14 protein-coding genes, 1 tRNA gene and 1 other annotated feature are annotated in these 15,717 nt (G+C 42.4%); of the genes, 2 read left to right on the top strand and 13 right to left on the bottom strand.

Going from position 1 to position 15,717, the window contains the following annotated elements:
- Positions 1-49: 49 nt before the first annotated feature.
- The gene (cls, locus tag GT508_RS08470; protein WP_161144015.1) at positions 50-1,612 is read right to left on the bottom strand and encodes a cardiolipin synthase; all 1,563 of its coding nucleotides are present in this window, start codon (positions 1,610-1,612) and stop codon (positions 50-52) included.
- A gap of 211 nt (positions 1,613-1,823) precedes the next feature.
- Here cls and GT508_RS08465 point away from each other — a divergent pair, with 211 nt between their 5' ends.
- Positions 1,824-2,108 (top strand): hypothetical protein, encoded by a 285-nt coding sequence (locus GT508_RS08465; RefSeq protein WP_161144014.1) that lies wholly within the window; start codon positions 1,824-1,826, stop codon positions 2,106-2,108.
- 94 nt (positions 2,109-2,202) lie between these two features.
- Here GT508_RS08465 and pdxR read toward each other — a convergent pair whose 3' ends face one another.
- The 4 genes from pdxR to GT508_RS08445 all read right to left on the bottom strand — a co-directional run bounded on the left by pdxR (position 2,203) and on the right by GT508_RS08445 (position 7,247).
- Entirely contained in the window at positions 2,203-3,600 is a 1,398-nt protein-coding gene (gene pdxR / locus GT508_RS08460; protein WP_161144013.1) for a MocR-like pyridoxine biosynthesis transcription factor PdxR, read from the bottom strand.
- An 18-nt stretch (positions 3,601-3,618) separates the two neighbouring features.
- Positions 3,619-5,292: a glutamine--tRNA ligase/YqeY domain fusion protein gene (locus GT508_RS08455; protein WP_028086010.1), complete on the bottom strand. Its 1,674-nt coding sequence runs from the start codon at positions 5,290-5,292 to the stop codon at positions 3,619-3,621.
- Between the two features lie 83 nt (positions 5,293-5,375).
- Entirely contained in the window at positions 5,376-5,708 is a 333-nt protein-coding gene (locus tag GT508_RS08450) for a sporulation initiation factor Spo0A C-terminal domain-containing protein (protein WP_055284130.1), read from the bottom strand.
- A gap of 192 nt (positions 5,709-5,900) precedes the next feature.
- Positions 5,901-7,247: an MATE family efflux transporter gene (locus GT508_RS08445; protein WP_161144012.1), complete on the bottom strand. Its 1,347-nt coding sequence runs from the start codon at positions 7,245-7,247 to the stop codon at positions 5,901-5,903.
- A 145-nt stretch (positions 7,248-7,392) separates the two neighbouring features.
- Here GT508_RS08445 and GT508_RS08440 point away from each other — a divergent pair.
- Positions 7,393-7,465 (top strand) — tRNA-Thr (locus GT508_RS08440).
- 92 nt (positions 7,466-7,557) lie between these two features.
- Here GT508_RS08440 and sigH read toward each other — a convergent pair.
- The 8 genes from sigH to GT508_RS08400 form a co-directional block, all read right to left on the bottom strand.
- Positions 7,558-8,163: an RNA polymerase sporulation sigma factor SigH gene (gene sigH, locus GT508_RS08435; protein WP_055284132.1), complete on the bottom strand. Its 606-nt coding sequence runs from the start codon at positions 8,161-8,163 to the stop codon at positions 7,558-7,560.
- On the bottom strand, positions 8,160-8,912 hold the full coding sequence (rlmB, locus tag GT508_RS08430) for a 23S rRNA (guanosine(2251)-2'-O)-methyltransferase RlmB (protein WP_161144011.1): 753 nt from the start codon (positions 8,910-8,912) through the stop codon (positions 8,160-8,162). Before rlmB ends, sigH begins: the two co-directional genes overlap by 4 nt.
- 15 nt (positions 8,913-8,927) lie before the next feature.
- A complete protein-coding gene (locus GT508_RS08425) occupies positions 8,928-9,368 on the bottom strand; it encodes a Mini-ribonuclease 3 (protein WP_028086015.1) in 441 nt (146 codons plus the stop codon).
- A complete protein-coding gene (gene cysS, locus GT508_RS08420) occupies positions 9,353-10,759 on the bottom strand; it encodes a cysteine--tRNA ligase (RefSeq protein WP_161144010.1) in 1,407 nt (468 codons plus the stop codon). Before cysS ends, GT508_RS08425 begins: the two co-directional genes overlap by 16 nt.
- On the bottom strand, positions 10,746-11,459 hold the full coding sequence (gene epsC / locus GT508_RS08415) for a serine O-acetyltransferase EpsC (protein WP_028086017.1): 714 nt from the start codon (positions 11,457-11,459) through the stop codon (positions 10,746-10,748). The genes cysS and epsC overlap by 14 nt, the downstream gene beginning before the upstream one ends.
- Before the next feature lie 77 nt (positions 11,460-11,536).
- Positions 11,537-11,782, bottom strand: a binding site (T-box leader).
- Positions 11,783-11,797: 15 nt separating this feature from the next.
- Positions 11,798-13,909, bottom strand: coding sequence for a HAMP domain-containing sensor histidine kinase (locus tag GT508_RS08410; protein WP_161144009.1), 2,112 nt, complete (start codon positions 13,907-13,909; stop codon positions 11,798-11,800).
- Positions 13,881-14,588 carry a response regulator transcription factor gene (locus GT508_RS08405; protein ID WP_161144008.1) on the bottom strand — a complete coding sequence of 236 codons (708 nt, stop codon included), beginning with the start codon at positions 14,586-14,588 and terminating at the stop codon, positions 13,881-13,883. The genes GT508_RS08410 and GT508_RS08405 overlap by 29 nt, the downstream gene beginning before the upstream one ends.
- Positions 14,589-14,701: 113 nt before the next feature.
- Positions 14,702-15,706, bottom strand: coding sequence for a GNAT family N-acetyltransferase (locus GT508_RS08400; RefSeq protein WP_161144007.1), 1,005 nt, complete (start codon positions 15,704-15,706; stop codon positions 14,702-14,704).
- Positions 15,707-15,717 lie beyond the last annotated feature (11 nt).

The raw sequence follows: 15,717 nt of genomic DNA, 5'->3' as shown, positions 1-15,717 counted from the left end.
TTGGTTCAACAATATTTTTACATAAAATCCACAGGATTTCCTGTATTTTCTACATTAGCGGCGCAACCAGTCTTAATACCTGCCCCGCCGTCTTCATCAGAATTCCTCTGTTTCTCACTTCCGTCACTGTAACCTTATGACATTTTGCCAGCGTATTCTGAAAATCTTCTTCTACTTTCTGCACTTCAGGATTATCGTAGATAAACACACCATTCTCAAAATGCAGATACAGACTTCTGAAATCCAGATTGATACTTCCTACCGTTGCCGTATCATCATCGGATACAAATATTTTTGCATGTACAAATCCAGGTGTATACTCATAGATCTGTACCCCGCCCTCGATCAGTTCCTTATAGTAGGTCTTTGCCACAGCAAATGCATACCACTTATCCGGAATATGCGGCATGATGATGATCACCTCAATACCACTTTTCGCTGCACGGATCAGTGTAGTAAGCATCTCATTGTCCAGGATCAGATACGGGGTCATGATATGCACATATTTTTTTGCATGGTTCAAAATATGGAAATATACTTCTTCTCCTACATTTTCATGATCAAACGGGCTGTCTGCATATGGAATCACATATCCCAGTTTTTCATTCAATGTATCCTCTTTTTTGGTCAGATATTTTCCATAAGGCTCCACGCCCCGCATATCCACATCCCACATCTGCAGAAATATCATCGTCAGGCTCTGGACAGCATCACCTCTTAACAGTACCGCCGTATCCTTCCAGTGTCCGAACCGTTCCTTCTCATTGATATACTCATCAGCAAGATTCACACCCCCTACATATCCCACCTGTCCATCGATCACGCAGATCTTTCTGTGGTCGCGATTGTTCTGTATCGTCGAGACAAATGGCCGGATCTTATTCGACATCTTGCAGTTGATACCGTATTTCTGAAGTTTCTTCGGATAGCTGTAGGGCAGCAGGTCAAATGCACACATTCCGTCATACATGAACCGGACTTCCACACCTTCCGCTGCTTTCCGCTTCAGGATCTCAAGGATCGTATTCCACATGATACCTTCTTCTACGATGAAGTACTCCATGAAAATAAACTTTTCCGCCTTTTCCAGTTCTTTTATCATGGATGCAAATTTGGCTTCTCCAACCGGAAAATATTCGGCTTCTGTATTCCTGTAAGTCGGGAATCCCAGTTGATGCGACAGATAATACGACAGCTGTGCATTTGCAGATTTTCCCTCCCATAGTGCATCCGTGATCTTCTGATCCTGATCCATGTAAGGTTCCGTCTCCATACGCAATGCCGCCAGGCGGTTCTGTACAAACCGTGTTTCCAGCTGCAGATGCACATAGATGTAAAATATCGTCCCGACAACCGGTACTGCCATCACACACAGAATCCATGACAGCTTGAACGCCGGATTTCCCTCTGTATTAATAATATACACAAGAACTATAATCTCCATCAGAGACATCACACTGTATATAAATGTTGCATATTCTTTCAGATAGTACGGAATCCCCAGAAAAACCAGCATCTGTATCAATATCAGTATCACAAAAATTCCGGCACGGCTGAATACCATTTTAAAGAATTTCTTCTTTGCAACAGTCTTTGTGCTTTGTTCTTTCATACTTTTTCTCTCCTTTATCCAGGGCTGTACATCCACTTTGTTCCTAATATCTTACTCCGTTTTCTCAGGCTCCGTACCGCCAGGATATGTTATACAGTGTATCATATTTTCATTTTCTTCTCAACTTGCAGATAATTTATTTTAATTTAATAGAAAAATACATATAATATGTGCTATGATAAGGAAAAGAATGGAAAGGAGTCATACAATCATGGCAAAATGGATGAAAAAATTATTGGGTCTTGCTGCAATCGGCAGTGCCGCTGCAGGTCTTGTTTATTATTTTAAAAAATCTAAAAAAGATGTGGATGAAGATTTCAACGATGATTTTGAAGATGAAGACTTCGATCTTGACAATGATCTTCAACCGGTCGACCGGGGATACGTTGATCTGAACGCAGGAAAAGCTTCTCCGGAAGAAGCAGACGATGCAGAAGAAACAGAGACCGGCGAAGATATTCTGGATGCGGATGCTCACGAAGGGAAAGAAGATTAGTTCTGCTGACACAGACTGAATTCAGACTGCAGCTATACAAAAGAGCAGTAAACAATGTAAATTATTTTCTTATTTTACATTGCTTACTGCTCTTTTATCTTCTCCAACACCTATTCAAAATTCCCACTGCTTCTTTGATATCCTCTTCATTCATATTTGCATATCCCAGAAGAATCGTTGCCCGCTCATCTGTATCTTTCCTGATCCTGTAATCCGAAAGTCCATATACACGGATATCCTCTTTTTTTGCCCGTTCGATCAGCTCATTTTCGTTCCATCCCTTTTCGAATGTCAGCAGGATATGTACTCCCGCATGCTCTCCCGATATCGCACAGATATCTGCCAGAGGCTTCAGTGCATCGATCAGAACATCATGCCTGTTTTTATACAGAGCTCTTGTCTTATTCAAATGACGTTCGTAATAACCATCTTCGATAAAATGTTGTACGATCATCTGATCCACCTTTGAAACGGTTGAGTTGATAAAGTTCACTTTTGTCCGATACACATCCAGGAGAGATTTCGGCAGTACCATATAACTCAGACGAATAGCCGGTGCAATGGATTTTGAAAAAGTTCCCAGATAGATAACTTTATCTTCTGCATCATATCCCTGCAGAGCCGGGATCGGTTTCCCTTTGTAGCGGAATTCACTGTCATAGTCGTCTTCTATGATATATCTGCCTTCCTTCCCGTATGCCCACTTCAGAAGCTCCATTCTTCTTTTGATCGGCATAACGATTCCTGTCGGATACTGATGCGACGGTGTGACATATGCAATATCTGCCTCTGAATCTTCCAGCTCTGATATTCTCATTCCATTGTGATCCATTGTAACCGGCACAGTCTCATATCCAAGTGTCTGAATCACTCTATATGCCTGCTTATATGTAGGATCTTCAAATGCAATAGTATGTTCTTTTCCAAGAATCATACTAAGCAGTATCAGAATATAATCACTTCCCGCTCCGATCACGATCTGCTCCGGAGAACAGTCCACGCCTCGTGCCTGATACAGATAATTGCAGATGGCTCCCCGGAATCCATATTCACCTTGCGGATCTCCTGAACGGAACAACTCCGTCCTGTCATCCAGCAAAATGTCTTTCGAAAGTTTTCTCCAGACATTATATGGAAAACTGTTAAGATCTACTCCGTTCGGTGTGAAATCATAACGGTATATTCTTTTCTTTTCTCTCTTACGTTCCGGCTTTTTTTCTTCTTTTTTCAGTTGATATAATTCATCAATCTGAGCCACAAAAAAACCGCGGTATGGCGCAGACTCGATATATCCTTCTGATAATAACTGTTCATATGCCAGTTCAACCGTACTGCGGCTGACTTCCAGATGCTTGGACAAAGCCCTGGTAGAAGGGAGTTTCTCCCCATAGCGGAGTCTCCCGTTCTGGATATCAGACTTGATATGATCATAAATCTGCTCATACAGCGGCTTCTTCGAACGACTGTTAAGATTTATCGTTAATTCATTCATTTTTTATTTTTCACCCGGTTATTTCTTTGGCAGTTTAAAAGAACTCTTCAGAGATACAATACGGTTAAACACCAGATTTTCCGGTGTGGAGTCTTTCGAATCAATACAGAAATATCCATTTCTTACAAACTGGAAGCTGTCACACGGACCTGCTTCGTTAAAGCTGTCTTCCACATAGCACTCTTTTAAAATCTGTAAGGAATCCGGGTTCAGGTTCAGCGATCCATCTTCTTTATTATATACTCCCTTCTCTTCATCGATCAGGTTCTCATATAATCTGACTTCTGCTTTCTTAGCCTGTGGTGCACTTACCCAGTGGATCGTTCCTTTTACCTTACGTCCGGTAAACCCGGTTCCGCATTTTGTCTCCGGATCATACGTACAATGTACCACCGTTACATTTCCTTCTGCATCCGTCTCATAGCTGACACATTTCACAAAATATGCATGCATCAGACGTACTTCGTTTCCAGGGAAAAGGCGGAAATACTTCTTCGGAGGATCAATCATAAAATCATTACGCTCAATGTAAAGTTCACGTCCAAACGGCACTTTTCTCACACCAAGTTCCGGATTCTCCAGATTGTTCTCTACATCCAGATATTCCACTTCTCCTTCCGGATAGTTGTCGATCACCAGTTTGATCGGATCCAGGACTGCCATCATACGAGGCTTCTTCATCTTCAGATCTTCACGGATACAATACTCCAGCATTGCATAATCCACAGAGCTCTGGCTCTTGGATACTCCGCACATTTCAACGAACATCTTAATGGATTCCGGTGTAAATCCTCTTCTTCTGAGAGCTGCGATCGATACAAGTCTCGGATCATCCCATCCGTCTACAATACCATCCATAACAAGCTTCTTGATGTATCTCTTACCTGTAACAACATTCGTCAGATACAGCTTGGAGAATTCAATCTGTCTCGGTGCCGGATCAAATTCACACTCTTTTACAACCCAGTCATATAATGGTCTGTGGTCTTCAAATTCCAGTGTACAGATAGAATGTGTAATGTGCTCGATCGCATCTTCGATCGGATGTGCAAAATCATACATTGGATAAATACACCATTTATCTCCTGTATTGTGATGTGTCATATGCGCCACACGGTAGATGATCGGATCACGCATGTTGATATTCGGCGATGCCATATCAATCTTTGCACGCAGAACTTTCTCTCCATCCTGATACTTTCCGTCTTTCATCTCTTCGAAAAGTCTTAAATTCTCTTCTATCGGACGGTCACGATACGGACTGTTCTTTCCAGGCTCTGTCAGGGTTCCGCGGTATTCACGCATTTCTTCCGCTGTCAGGTCACAGACGAATGCCTTTCCTTTTTTGATCAGCTTTACTGCACACTCATACATCTGGTCAAAATAGTCTGATGCAAAATAAAGATGATCTCCCCAGTCGGCACCCAGCCATTTTACATCTTCTTTGATGGACTCTACGAATTCCATATCTTCTTTCATCGGGTTCGTATCGTCAAATCTCAAATGAAAGGTTCCGTTATATTTCTTTGCAAGTCCTGAATTCAGAAGAATCGACTTCGCATGTCCGATATGCAGATATCCGTTCGGTTCCGGCGGAAATCTCGTACATACTTCACTGTATACGCCTTCTGCAAGATCTTTATCTATTTCCTGTTCAATAAAATTTTTGGAAACTGTTGTTTCTTCTCCCATGGTGTCCTCCTTAGGTTTTAACTATACATTATGCTCATTATCTTATCATAAAAAATATGATGAAACAAGGGAAGATACCTCTTTTACCGGTTTTCGCAGAAAAATGTAAATGCATCCAGAAATTCAGAATTACTTGGACACTTGATCGCATGGTAACCAAGGATCTCCATCATAAGTTCTTTATCTTCTTTCCAACACTTATCAACGACTACACGTATCCCGCGTTCCACATTATAAAAACTGGTTTCGTGTTTTTCTCCTATCGGGATGTATATATCATTCTGTGTCGCAAACGGCTTTTCTTTTGTATGGAATCCACTGATGATATCTGCAGCATCCAACAGATAATAGTATCCTTTATATCCTGATGTGACTTTAAATCTTCTGAGTGTCTGTATCATAATATTCCTATTCATAAATAATCTCCCTTTTTTGGCTCTATCTAAAAAATAAATCACAACATGTCGTTTGTCAATGATTTCGATACCAAAAACCTCTTTTTTTTATTTTTTAGACCTTTATGTGTCTGATTTCTTCGAAAAAGATCAGCTAGAGGTCAAAAAAAGTTTGAAGACATCTTTTTATCTTCAAACTTTTTTTGCATTTGTCTATATCTTTTCCGTCCTTAAAACCATCCAGTTTCCTTTCCAGACATACAGAATCATCAAAAGCATGCCCAAAAGCCATGAGGTCGGATAGCACATCATCACATGGCCGAGACTCTTTACCCATGCCATGGTTCCTGCAATCCACATCACACGGAATCCGCATAATGATACCAGAAATACAATCATGGCCTGCATCGTCTTGCCGGTTCCTCTGATCGTTCCGCCAAGCACATGCAGGATTCCAAGCATCCAGTAAAACGGGCAGAAATATTTCATAATATATACACCATATTCCACCACCTTATGGTTCGTCGTAAAGACTCCGATTACCTGCGGAGCGAATATCAGCAGCACAATTCCGGTTATCACAGAATACCCGGCACCCATTGCTGTGGATATGTACATTCCTTTTCTGACCCTGTCTGCTTTCCCTGCACCAATATTCTGTCCGGCAAATGTAGTTGCCGCCATACTGATACTCAGTACCGGCAGGATATTAAATCCATCGATTTTTATATAAGCTGCAAAACCGGCCATAACTGTCGCTCCAAAACTATTCACACTTGCCTGCACGATCAGGTTTGAAAGCGAAATTACAATATTCTGGATTCCTGTCGGGATTCCGATGCGGATGATCTTCGAAAGCAGATGATCATAGCATCGGATCTCCTTAATCTTCAACTTATATACATCTTCACTTCTGATCAGAAATCCCCATATAAAAATGCATGATATCAACTGACTGATATCCGTAGCCAGTGCCGCGCCAACGATTCCAAGCTTCAGTCCGACAACCATGATCAGATCCAGGAATATATTTGAAATCGCCGCGATCATCAGGTATACCAGGGAACGTCTGGAATTGCCCACGGCATTCAGAACACCCGCCGACATATTGTAAACTACCGAAAATAAACTTCCGCCAAAATATACCTGCAGATAGATTACCGACTGTTCAAATACCTTGTCCGGTGTTCCCATCAGGCGCAGCATCGATGGTGTCACTGTAATTCCGATTACAGTCAGAAGCACTCCTGCTACCAGCGCGATCGCCATCGTAGTATGTACAGCCTTCCTCACGCCTTCTGTATTTTTGGCCCCATAAAACTGCGAGATTACAACACCTGCACCAGTCGATGCTCCTATGCAGAAACCGATCAGCAGGTTAATGATCGCACCGCTGGATCCGACTGCTGCCAGTGCGTTACTTCCCACATAGTTGCCGACAATAATCGAATCCACCGTATTATACAGCTGCTGAAACAGATTCCCCAGAATCAGTGGAATTGCAAAGAATAGTATTTCTTTCCAAATCACTCCTTCGGTCATTGTTTTCATCTTTTTCATTTTCTTCTTCCTCTCTATTACCATTTCTTTTCATATTCCTGATTTTCACAGGATTTTTCACGATTTTCAATTAATATCACGAAAATATATTGACAAATGTACTCCTTTCAGTGTATAGTATCAACGTTGCATATCACTTATGCATGCTGCCTTGGCTCAGTCGGTAGAGCGTCGCCTTGGTAAGGCGGAGGTCGGCGGTTCGATTCCGCTAGGCAGCTTACAAGAGAAGTCCCGTAAAACTTTCAAATGATTGTTTTACGGGATTTTTTTATAATTAAAAATTCAGCCGATATTTATATCCTCTTTAGATTTATTTTTCCTTTTCCAGAATCTTCTGCATCTTTCCCTTGATTCTCTGAAGTGCATTATCAATCGTCTTTGGACTCCGGTCCAGAAGCTTTGCGATCGTCTTATAATCCGTTCCCATCAGATGAAGATACAGAACTCTGCGCTCCAGTTCACTTAATTCTTTTTCCAGACGTTCTTCCAACGTCTTCGCACGTTCCTGACTGACAAGCAGTTCTTCCGGATTCGTCTCATGTCCGGATTCCATTGTATCGATCAACGAGTTTTCCCCGTCTTCTCTTTCATACAGGGAAATATAACTGTTGAGCGGACTGTGTTTCTTTCTGTTTGAAGCTTCAATTGCCGAATACAACTGTCTTGTCACACATAGCCTTGCAAAGCTGAAGAAGGATGCTTCCTGATCCACATCGTAGTCCTGAACTGCTTTAAAAAGTCCGATCATCCCCTCCTGGATCAGATCATCCGTCTCACCGCCGAGCAGATACATTGCATTGGCTTCTTTTCTGACCAGATTCTTATATTTTTCCATCAGATAATCGATAATTCCCGTTTCTCCCATCCGGAGTCTGCGGATCAGTTCTTCATCTGTTAATTTTTTATACTCTGTCATACACTCCTCTGTCTCACAATCTCATATGCAAGGACGCCCGCTGCCACCGATGCATTCAGGGAATCGATATCCCCCTTCATCGGAATTCTTGCAGTAAAGTCACAGGTGTCTTTTACCAGACGTCCCACACCTTCGCCTTCATTACCAATTACGAGTCCGATCGGTCCTTTCATATTGACATCATACATGACATCCCCGTCCATATCGGCACATACGAACCACAGACCTTTTTTCTTCAAATCTTCCATCGTCTTTACCAGATTTGTTACTTTTGCAACCGGCGTATAATTCAGGGCCCCTGCGGAAGTTCTTGCTACGGTTGCCGTCAGTCCGACTGCCCGTCTCTTTGGTATGATCACACCGTGTGCCCCTGCCTGATTCGCAGTACGGATGATCGCACCGAGATTGTGCGGATCTTCAATATTATCCAGAATGATCAGAAACGGATCTTCTCCCTTTTCTTCTGCAAGCTTTAACATATCCTCTACCTCTGCATATTCATATGCAGCAACACTTGCGATCACTCCCTGGTGTTTACCGGTCTCCGACAACTGGTTCAGACGGTCTTTTTCCACGAAATTCAATATCGTGTCATGCTTTCTTGCCTCGCGGATGATGGATCTCACTGCACCATCCTGACATCCATCCAGTACATACAGCTTGTCTACCGGTTTTCCGGAACGAAATGCTTCCATAACGGCATTTCTTCCTTCTATGATACTTTCATTTACATTCTTATCGTAACTCATATTTGACACTCCTTATTATTCTTTGATACTGTCCAGACCTATTTTAACCAGTTCCAGCATTCTTTTCCACTCTTTTTTCAGATATAGATATCCAAGCAGAGCTTCAAATCCCGTCGCACGTCTGTAATCTGTAATCGACTGGTTCTTCGCCGGCGACACGCTCTTGGCATTGCGGCCTCTTTTATAGACAGCATGTTCTTCTTCTGTCAGGTGTTCCTGCATCGTACGCATCATTTTCGACTGTGCGGACGCCTGGACATAAGAGCTGGTCTTCTGGTGCAGCTTCTGTACCTGACGGTTTCCTTCATTGATCACCAGGGATTTAATGATCAGATCATAAATGCAGTCTCCGATATATGCCAAAGTAAGAGGTGAATATTCTTTAATATCCACCTCTTTCATCTGGAAAATCTCCTGCATATAAGTGTCAAATCCCCACTCTACGCTCTTTTCCATTGTACTCCTTCTCTGGTATCCTTTAAGATGATACCCTTCTCTAACAGTTCATCACGGATTGCATCGGCTCTTGCAAAGTCTTTAGCCTTACGTGCTGCCTGACGCTCCTCGATCAGTTTCTCGATGTCTTCGTCCAGGATCTCTTCTTTCTTATCTACGATCAGTCCCAGAACTCCTGTTAACTTCACAAGCAAATCGAATAATTTCTGAAGATATTCTTTGGAACTTTCTACATCGGTTGTTGTATTGATATATTTTACAAGGTCAAAGATTGCTGCAACGGCATCTGCTGTATTGAAGTCATCGTCCATTGCCTTTTCAAATCCTGCAACAAACTCTTCTGTTTTTGTAAAGTTTTCTGCTTCTGCATCTGTGATTGCTTCTGCTTTTGCATTTCCCATAAGGAACTTCAGATTATCTGCTGCATTTACGATACGCTCCAGACCATTCTTGGATGCTTCCATCAGATCTGCACTGAAATTCAGTGGGCTTCTGTAATGTGCACTCAGCATGAAGAAACGAAGTACCTGCAGATCGTACTGTTCGCTGATCTCACGTACGGTACGGAAGTTTCCGAGAGATTTACTCATCTTTCTGTTATCAATGTTCAGGAATGCATTGTGCATCCAGTATCTTGCAAATTCCTTGCCATTTGCAGCCTCACTCTGCGCAATCTCATTTTCATGATGTGGGAATACAAGATCTTCTCCGCCGGCATGAATGTCGATCTGCTCTCCGAGATATTTCTTAGACATCTCTGAGCACTCGATGTGCCATCCCGGACGTCCTTCGCTCCACGGAGACTCCCATGCAGGCTCTCCTTCTTTCTTCGGTTTCCAAAGTACAAAATCCAGCGGATCTTCTTTCTCATCTTCTCCGGATACCAAAAGGGAACGTTCACCCGAACGAAGATCATCCAGATTCTTGTGCGAAAGCTTACCGTAATCTTTGAACTTTCTTGTACTGTAATATACGGTACCATTCTTCTCATATGCAAATCCTTTATCAATCAACGTCTGGATCATATCTACCATACCGCAGATTTCTTCCGTCGCAAGCGGATTCTTGGTTGCCGGTTTGATATTCATACCGTCCATATCTTTTTTACACTCTGCAATGTAACGTTTGGAAATCTCATCGGCTGTCACCCCTTCTTCGATGGCTTTTTTGATGATCTTATCGTCTACGTCTGTAAAATTGGATACATAATTCACATCATATCCTTTGTATTCAAAATATCTTCTGACCGTGTCGAATACGATCATTGGTCTGGCATTTCCAATATGGATAAAGTTATATACGGTAGGCCCGCATACATACATCTTTACCTTTCCTTCTTCCAAAGGTATAAATTCTTCTTTTTTCTTTGTCATTGTATTAAAAATCTTCATTTTTCGCGTTCTCCTCCTCTTTTTCTTCCGGTATCGGATTCTCTTTTAAACATTGCATGCGTTTCTCCATCTCCTGGATCTGTCTGTGCATTCTTATGTTATCTGCCTGCAGTTCTCTGATATCATTTGAAATCGGATCCGGCAGATGCACCTGATCCATATCGAGTCTCGGTATCTTCTCATCATTCATCTTAACCACTCTGCCCGGCACACCTACAACTGTACAATTCGGCGGTACTTCTTCCAGTACTACCGATCCCGCTCCAATCTTGGAATTTTCTCCGATGGTAAATGAACCAAGAACCTTTGCTCCTGCACTCACCATAACGTTATCTCTCAGGGTCGGATGTCTCTTGCCTTGTTCTTTTCCGGTTCCTCCAAGTGTGACTCCTTGATACAAGGTAATATTATCTCCCAGTTCCGCAGTCTCTCCGATGATCACTCCGCTTCCGTGGTCGATAAATAATCCTTTTCCTATTGTTGCCCCCGGATGGATCTCGATTCCGGTCTTTCTTACTGCCCGTTGCGATACCCATCTGGCAAGAAAATAATGTTTCTTCAGATAGAGCTTATGTGCGATTCTGTAATGAAGAATTGCTTTGAAACTAGAATACAGGAATACTTCCATATTCGACTTGATCGCAGGATCCCGTTCCCGTATCACCTGAATTTCTTCATTGACATATGATATGATGCCCATCTATGATCTCTCCTTTTTATAAGTTTACCGCCTGTTCTGTATGCTTTGGTACAAAAAAACTCCGTCTCCTGCTTTACACAAGAGACGAAGTATATCCGCGGTTCCACTCTTTTTAAAGAATACAGTTCTATTACCCGCATTCTTCTCTCAGTACACGTAACGTGTGTAATCCCGGATCCGGCTATGATGTTATCCTTCTTTCTCACCGGACCGACTCCCGGACGCACTTCACAAAAGCTGTAATCGGAAACTGCTTTCAGCCGGTGACAGTTTCTCTCTTTCAACACAACGCATCTGCTACTCTTTCCGTTCAAAGTCTTTCTCATATAGAATATATATTATGCGATATCATCTTTTTTGTCAACCAGTTTCCATCGGATCTCTGCTTTAAAAAGATCTGCTTCCGTCTCGATCCAGAACTTTCCTTTCTGAATTTCCACAAAGCTCTTAACAATTGCAAGTCCGAGTCCGGATCCTTCGGTATTTCTTGCCGAATCGCCTCTGACAAAACGCTCCGTAATCTCTTCCGGATTAAATGTAAGCTCGGTGGCCGATACATTCTTCATCCGGAATACCGCCTCACCCTCTTCCGCTGCAATCTTCACGTAAACTCTTGTATGAGGCATTGCATATTTCACTGCATTTCCAATCAGATTCTCGAATATCCGGTATGTCTTCTGTCCATCCAGCGCCACGATCACTTTCTCCTCCGGAATATCCAGACGGAAATCCAGATTTGCTTCCGTAATCTTTTCTTCCATTTCTAATTTCACCTGTTTAAAAAGATTCACAATATCCATCTCGATAATATTCAGGTTCACCGAACGGCTGCTCGCTTTACTGATTTCAAACAAATCTTCAATCAATGCTTTTAACCGGAGTGATTTTCTATCCAGTACATCAATGTATTCTTTCTGTCTTTCCGGATCATGTTCCATCTTCAGCAGATTCACATAGGTGATAATCGCAGTCAATGGAGTCTTCAGGTCATGCGAAACATTCGTCACCAGTTCGGTCTTCATCCGCTGGCTTTTCACTTCTTCATCCACCGCTTTCTTGAATCCGGTCTGTATCTTCTCAATCTCTTCTTTAAACGGCTCGAACACCCCCAGATTTTCATCAATCTCCACATCCAGATTTCCATCGGCAATCTCATTTGTCGCTTCTAACAGTCTGTGATAGTTTTTCTTTATTTCATTAAAATATTTCTTCAAAATAAAGTATAGAATTACCGAATATATGATCAGTGCCATAATTCCATAAAACCAGAAAATACTCGTCACTGCCAGAATGATAAAGTTCACAAGCACAATCCTCAGAATTGCCTTACTGCTTTTGTCTGTAAAGTCGATATCTGTAATGGTCTGATACAGCCTGTGTGCCATTTCTTTCACTTTCCGGTACAATCTTCCGCTGTCTCGTCCGACTCTTTCCGCTGCTGCCGGAGCTTCTTTCCTCAGCGTTTTCCACATACGCCACAACAGCGTCCGCTCTGTAACATACTTTCTGACACCAGTCTTCTGTATTTCACTGACACAGCTTGCTGCCCAGTATGTGACAGCAAATGCTGCAATCCAGATTGCGGCATCCATCGCCCCGGGCCTTCCCTTCGTCCTTGTTACAATCCAGTTCAGCTTATTGTCCAAAAGTCCCAGTCCTGTTACCGCAACGATAAAAACAATCTCAAACGGCTGTTGAAAAAGCTTTCTGCCGCCAATCCCCAGCGTATCACTTTGTGCAAGAATCCATGCTGCCACACCTACCGCTGCCATGCAGGCAAGCATCATATACCATGCATCATTCGGCGCTTCATCCCCGAACCAGTACCATTGGTTCAGATATTGTTCAATTCCATTTTTCTTCATTCCATAGATATATGTACGGTTCTTCGGCGTCTTCAATTCGCCGCCGGCGGCATCCTCAACCGTCTCACTCCAGTTATCTATAATCTTTCTGAGAGCAATACTCTGCGTTGTCTTTTCACTGCTCTTTACAACTTTTACATCCAGATCTCCGTGTTCATCATAAGTCAGTACCATACCAAATGCATATTCTTTGAAACTGTCATCTGCCAGACCCTTTCCGGTATTCGCTGTGCTTCGTCCCAGGACTGCCCCTGATCCATCCTCAATCCTGTAATCCAGATATGGATATAACGCTTCATAATCTTCCATCCATACTTCTGCAGCATCACGGATCTCCTCCTGAGACATTTTTGCTTCTCCTGTCTTGGATGATATCTCCTGATTATAAAGGACATAACTGAATTCCAGAAAACTTTCCAGATATTCCCTGTCCGAAAGTGAAGTTGTATAAGTCTTCTGCGCTTCACTGACTGCTTTTCTATATATCGTATGATAATTATATATCATGAAAAACGCTGCTCCAAGTATCGTCACAGCAGCAAGAAAAAGTCCCAGTTTACGCCTGTTTTTCAATTTTGTATCCAACGCCCCACACCACCTTTAAGTATTTTGGTTCTCTTGGATTCAACTCTATCTTTTCGCGGATATTTCTGACGTGCACCATGATCGTATCTGTATTGACCGCACGTTCATTCCATACCCTTTCGTAGATCTCCTCCGCAGAAAATACCCGTCCCGGACTCTTCACCAGAAGCAGCAGGATCTTATACTCAATCGGAGTCATCTTTACCGTTTCACCGTCAATTGTGACTTCTACATTATCCTCATTGATTTCCAGTCCGCCTATCGTATGGATCCTGGAATTTTCGTTCTTATCCTCCAGCCGTTCCATAAACCTGCGGTATCTGCGAAGCTGTGAATTGACTCTGGCAAGCAGTTCCATCGGAGTAAATGGCTTTGTCACATAATCGTCAGCCCCCATATTCAATCCCATGATCTTATCCACTTCTTCTGATTTTGCAGAAAGAAAAATCACCGGGAAATCATACTTCTCCCTGAGTTTTACGACCATAGAGATTCCATCCATTACCGGCATCATGATATCCACGATTGCCAGATGAATATCTTCCCTTTCTATAACATCCAGTCCTTCTGCACCATCAGCCGCCTGAAATACTTCATAGCCCTGACTCTTCAGATATATCTCCACGCCTTCCCTGATTTCCTTGTCGTCTTCTACGACCAGTACATGATTCATCTCCATCACATTTTTCATCCTTTTCCTGATTCCAGCTTTTTCCTCTGTTATTATCATCCTATCCGGTATTTCTTAAGGGTGACTTCAGAAAATTCTAAAGAAAAACAAAAGATTCTTCTTTATACCGTTTCATTCAGATAAATCTGTGACAATGGAATGATCTTATCTAATTCTTCTTTCATTCGATCCGACATGACCGCATCACCGTCCGCACAGATTTCTTCTGCGGTCTTCACACCGAATACAAGGCTCGTAAGCGCCGCTACGGTGAGTGTTCCTTCACTGTTTTCCGGCTTTCCATCCATCAGCATCACTCCCGAAAATTCTGTCCCCGTAATCATGACACATCGGTTATTTTCTTTGATAACCGGATCTGTCACCGTAAAACATGTTCCCATAAATGTTTTGAGTCTCAAAGACATCAGCATCCGTCTGACATCTATGATACGGATCATAATCTTAGGTTTTTCCCCATCTACTTCTTCAGCCTCTGCTGCGATCTTAATATCTGTGACCGCTCCTTCTTTTTTATATATCTTTAACGCCCCTCCGTCACTTGCATATTCTTTGATCAGACGTTCATAATAAGTTGTATTTCTTTTTGCGTAGACCTGATACGACTGCGACAGCCTGCCTTCCATATAAACAGCCATTTTTTCTGCATCTTCCACTGAGGCATCCGTCACATCTGTACCTTCTTCCACTTCCGCTTCCGGATCATAATATGCCCGATTCTGTTCATACACCGTCCGGAAATCAAATGGCAGATAGATGCTCTCCGATGCCGGCATCAGAAATGTAAATGTCTCTCCATCTGCATACATATCATTTAACGCCTGTTTCAACATTCCTGCCATAAAGCCACGTTTCCGATATGATTTTCTCGTTGCAACAGCGACAATATAATTCACGTCTTTTCTGCTGCCGTTTACTGCAAGTTCGTACGGATTCAGATGCAGCATCGCCTGTATCTCCCCGTCTTCTTCTACCACATAAATCTGATTGTCTTTTACTTTTTCTTCGTAATAATAGTCAACAAAGTCTTTGCTGTCTTCTGAAAACACTTCTTCGTACAGTTTTCTTGTATTCAGCTTTTCTCCTGTTTCCAGTTTTCTTATTTTCATTTTGATTTTCC

The organism is Dorea sp. BIOML-A1 (assembly GCF_009875615.1).
Lineage (GTDB): Bacteria > Bacillota > Clostridia > Lachnospirales > Lachnospiraceae > Dorea_A > Dorea_A amylophila.
The sequence above is the reverse complement of the archived record's forward strand: the minus strand, read 5'-3'. Positions and strand labels throughout refer to the sequence as shown.

Coding starts and splice junctions, on each gene's coding strand:
- cls (WP_161144015.1), bottom strand. CDS start 1,612: ATGAAAGAACAAAGCACAAAGACTGTTGCAAAGAAGAAATTCTTTAAA.
- GT508_RS08465 (WP_161144014.1), top strand. CDS start 1,824: ATGGCAAAATGGATGAAAAAATTATTGGGTCTTGCTGCAATCGGCAGT.
- pdxR (WP_161144013.1), bottom strand. CDS start 3,600: ATGAATGAATTAACGATAAATCTTAACAGTCGTTCGAAGAAGCCGCTG.
- GT508_RS08455 (WP_028086010.1), bottom strand. CDS start 5,292: ATGGGAGAAGAAACAACAGTTTCCAAAAATTTTATTGAACAGGAAATA.
- GT508_RS08450 (WP_055284130.1), bottom strand. CDS start 5,708: ATGAATAGGAATATTATGATACAGACACTCAGAAGATTTAAAGTCACA.
- GT508_RS08445 (WP_161144012.1), bottom strand. CDS start 7,247: ATGAAAAAGATGAAAACAATGACCGAAGGAGTGATTTGGAAAGAAATA.
- sigH (WP_055284132.1), bottom strand. CDS start 8,163: ATGACAGAGTATAAAAAATTAACAGATGAAGAACTGATCCGCAGACTC.
- rlmB (WP_161144011.1), bottom strand. CDS start 8,912: ATGAGTTACGATAAGAATGTAAATGAAAGTATCATAGAAGGAAGAAAT.
- GT508_RS08425 (WP_028086015.1), bottom strand. CDS start 9,368: ATGGAAAAGAGCGTAGAGTGGGGATTTGACACTTATATGCAGGAGATT.
- cysS (WP_161144010.1), bottom strand. CDS start 10,759: ATGAAGATTTTTAATACAATGACAAAGAAAAAAGAAGAATTTATACCT.
- epsC (WP_028086017.1), bottom strand. CDS start 11,459: ATGGGCATCATATCATATGTCAATGAAGAAATTCAGGTGATACGGGAA.
- GT508_RS08405 (WP_161144008.1), bottom strand. CDS start 14,588: ATGGAGATGAATCATGTACTGGTCGTAGAAGACGACAAGGAAATCAGG.
- GT508_RS08400 (WP_161144007.1), bottom strand. CDS start 15,706: ATGAAAATAAGAAAACTGGAAACAGGAGAAAAGCTGAATACAAGAAAA.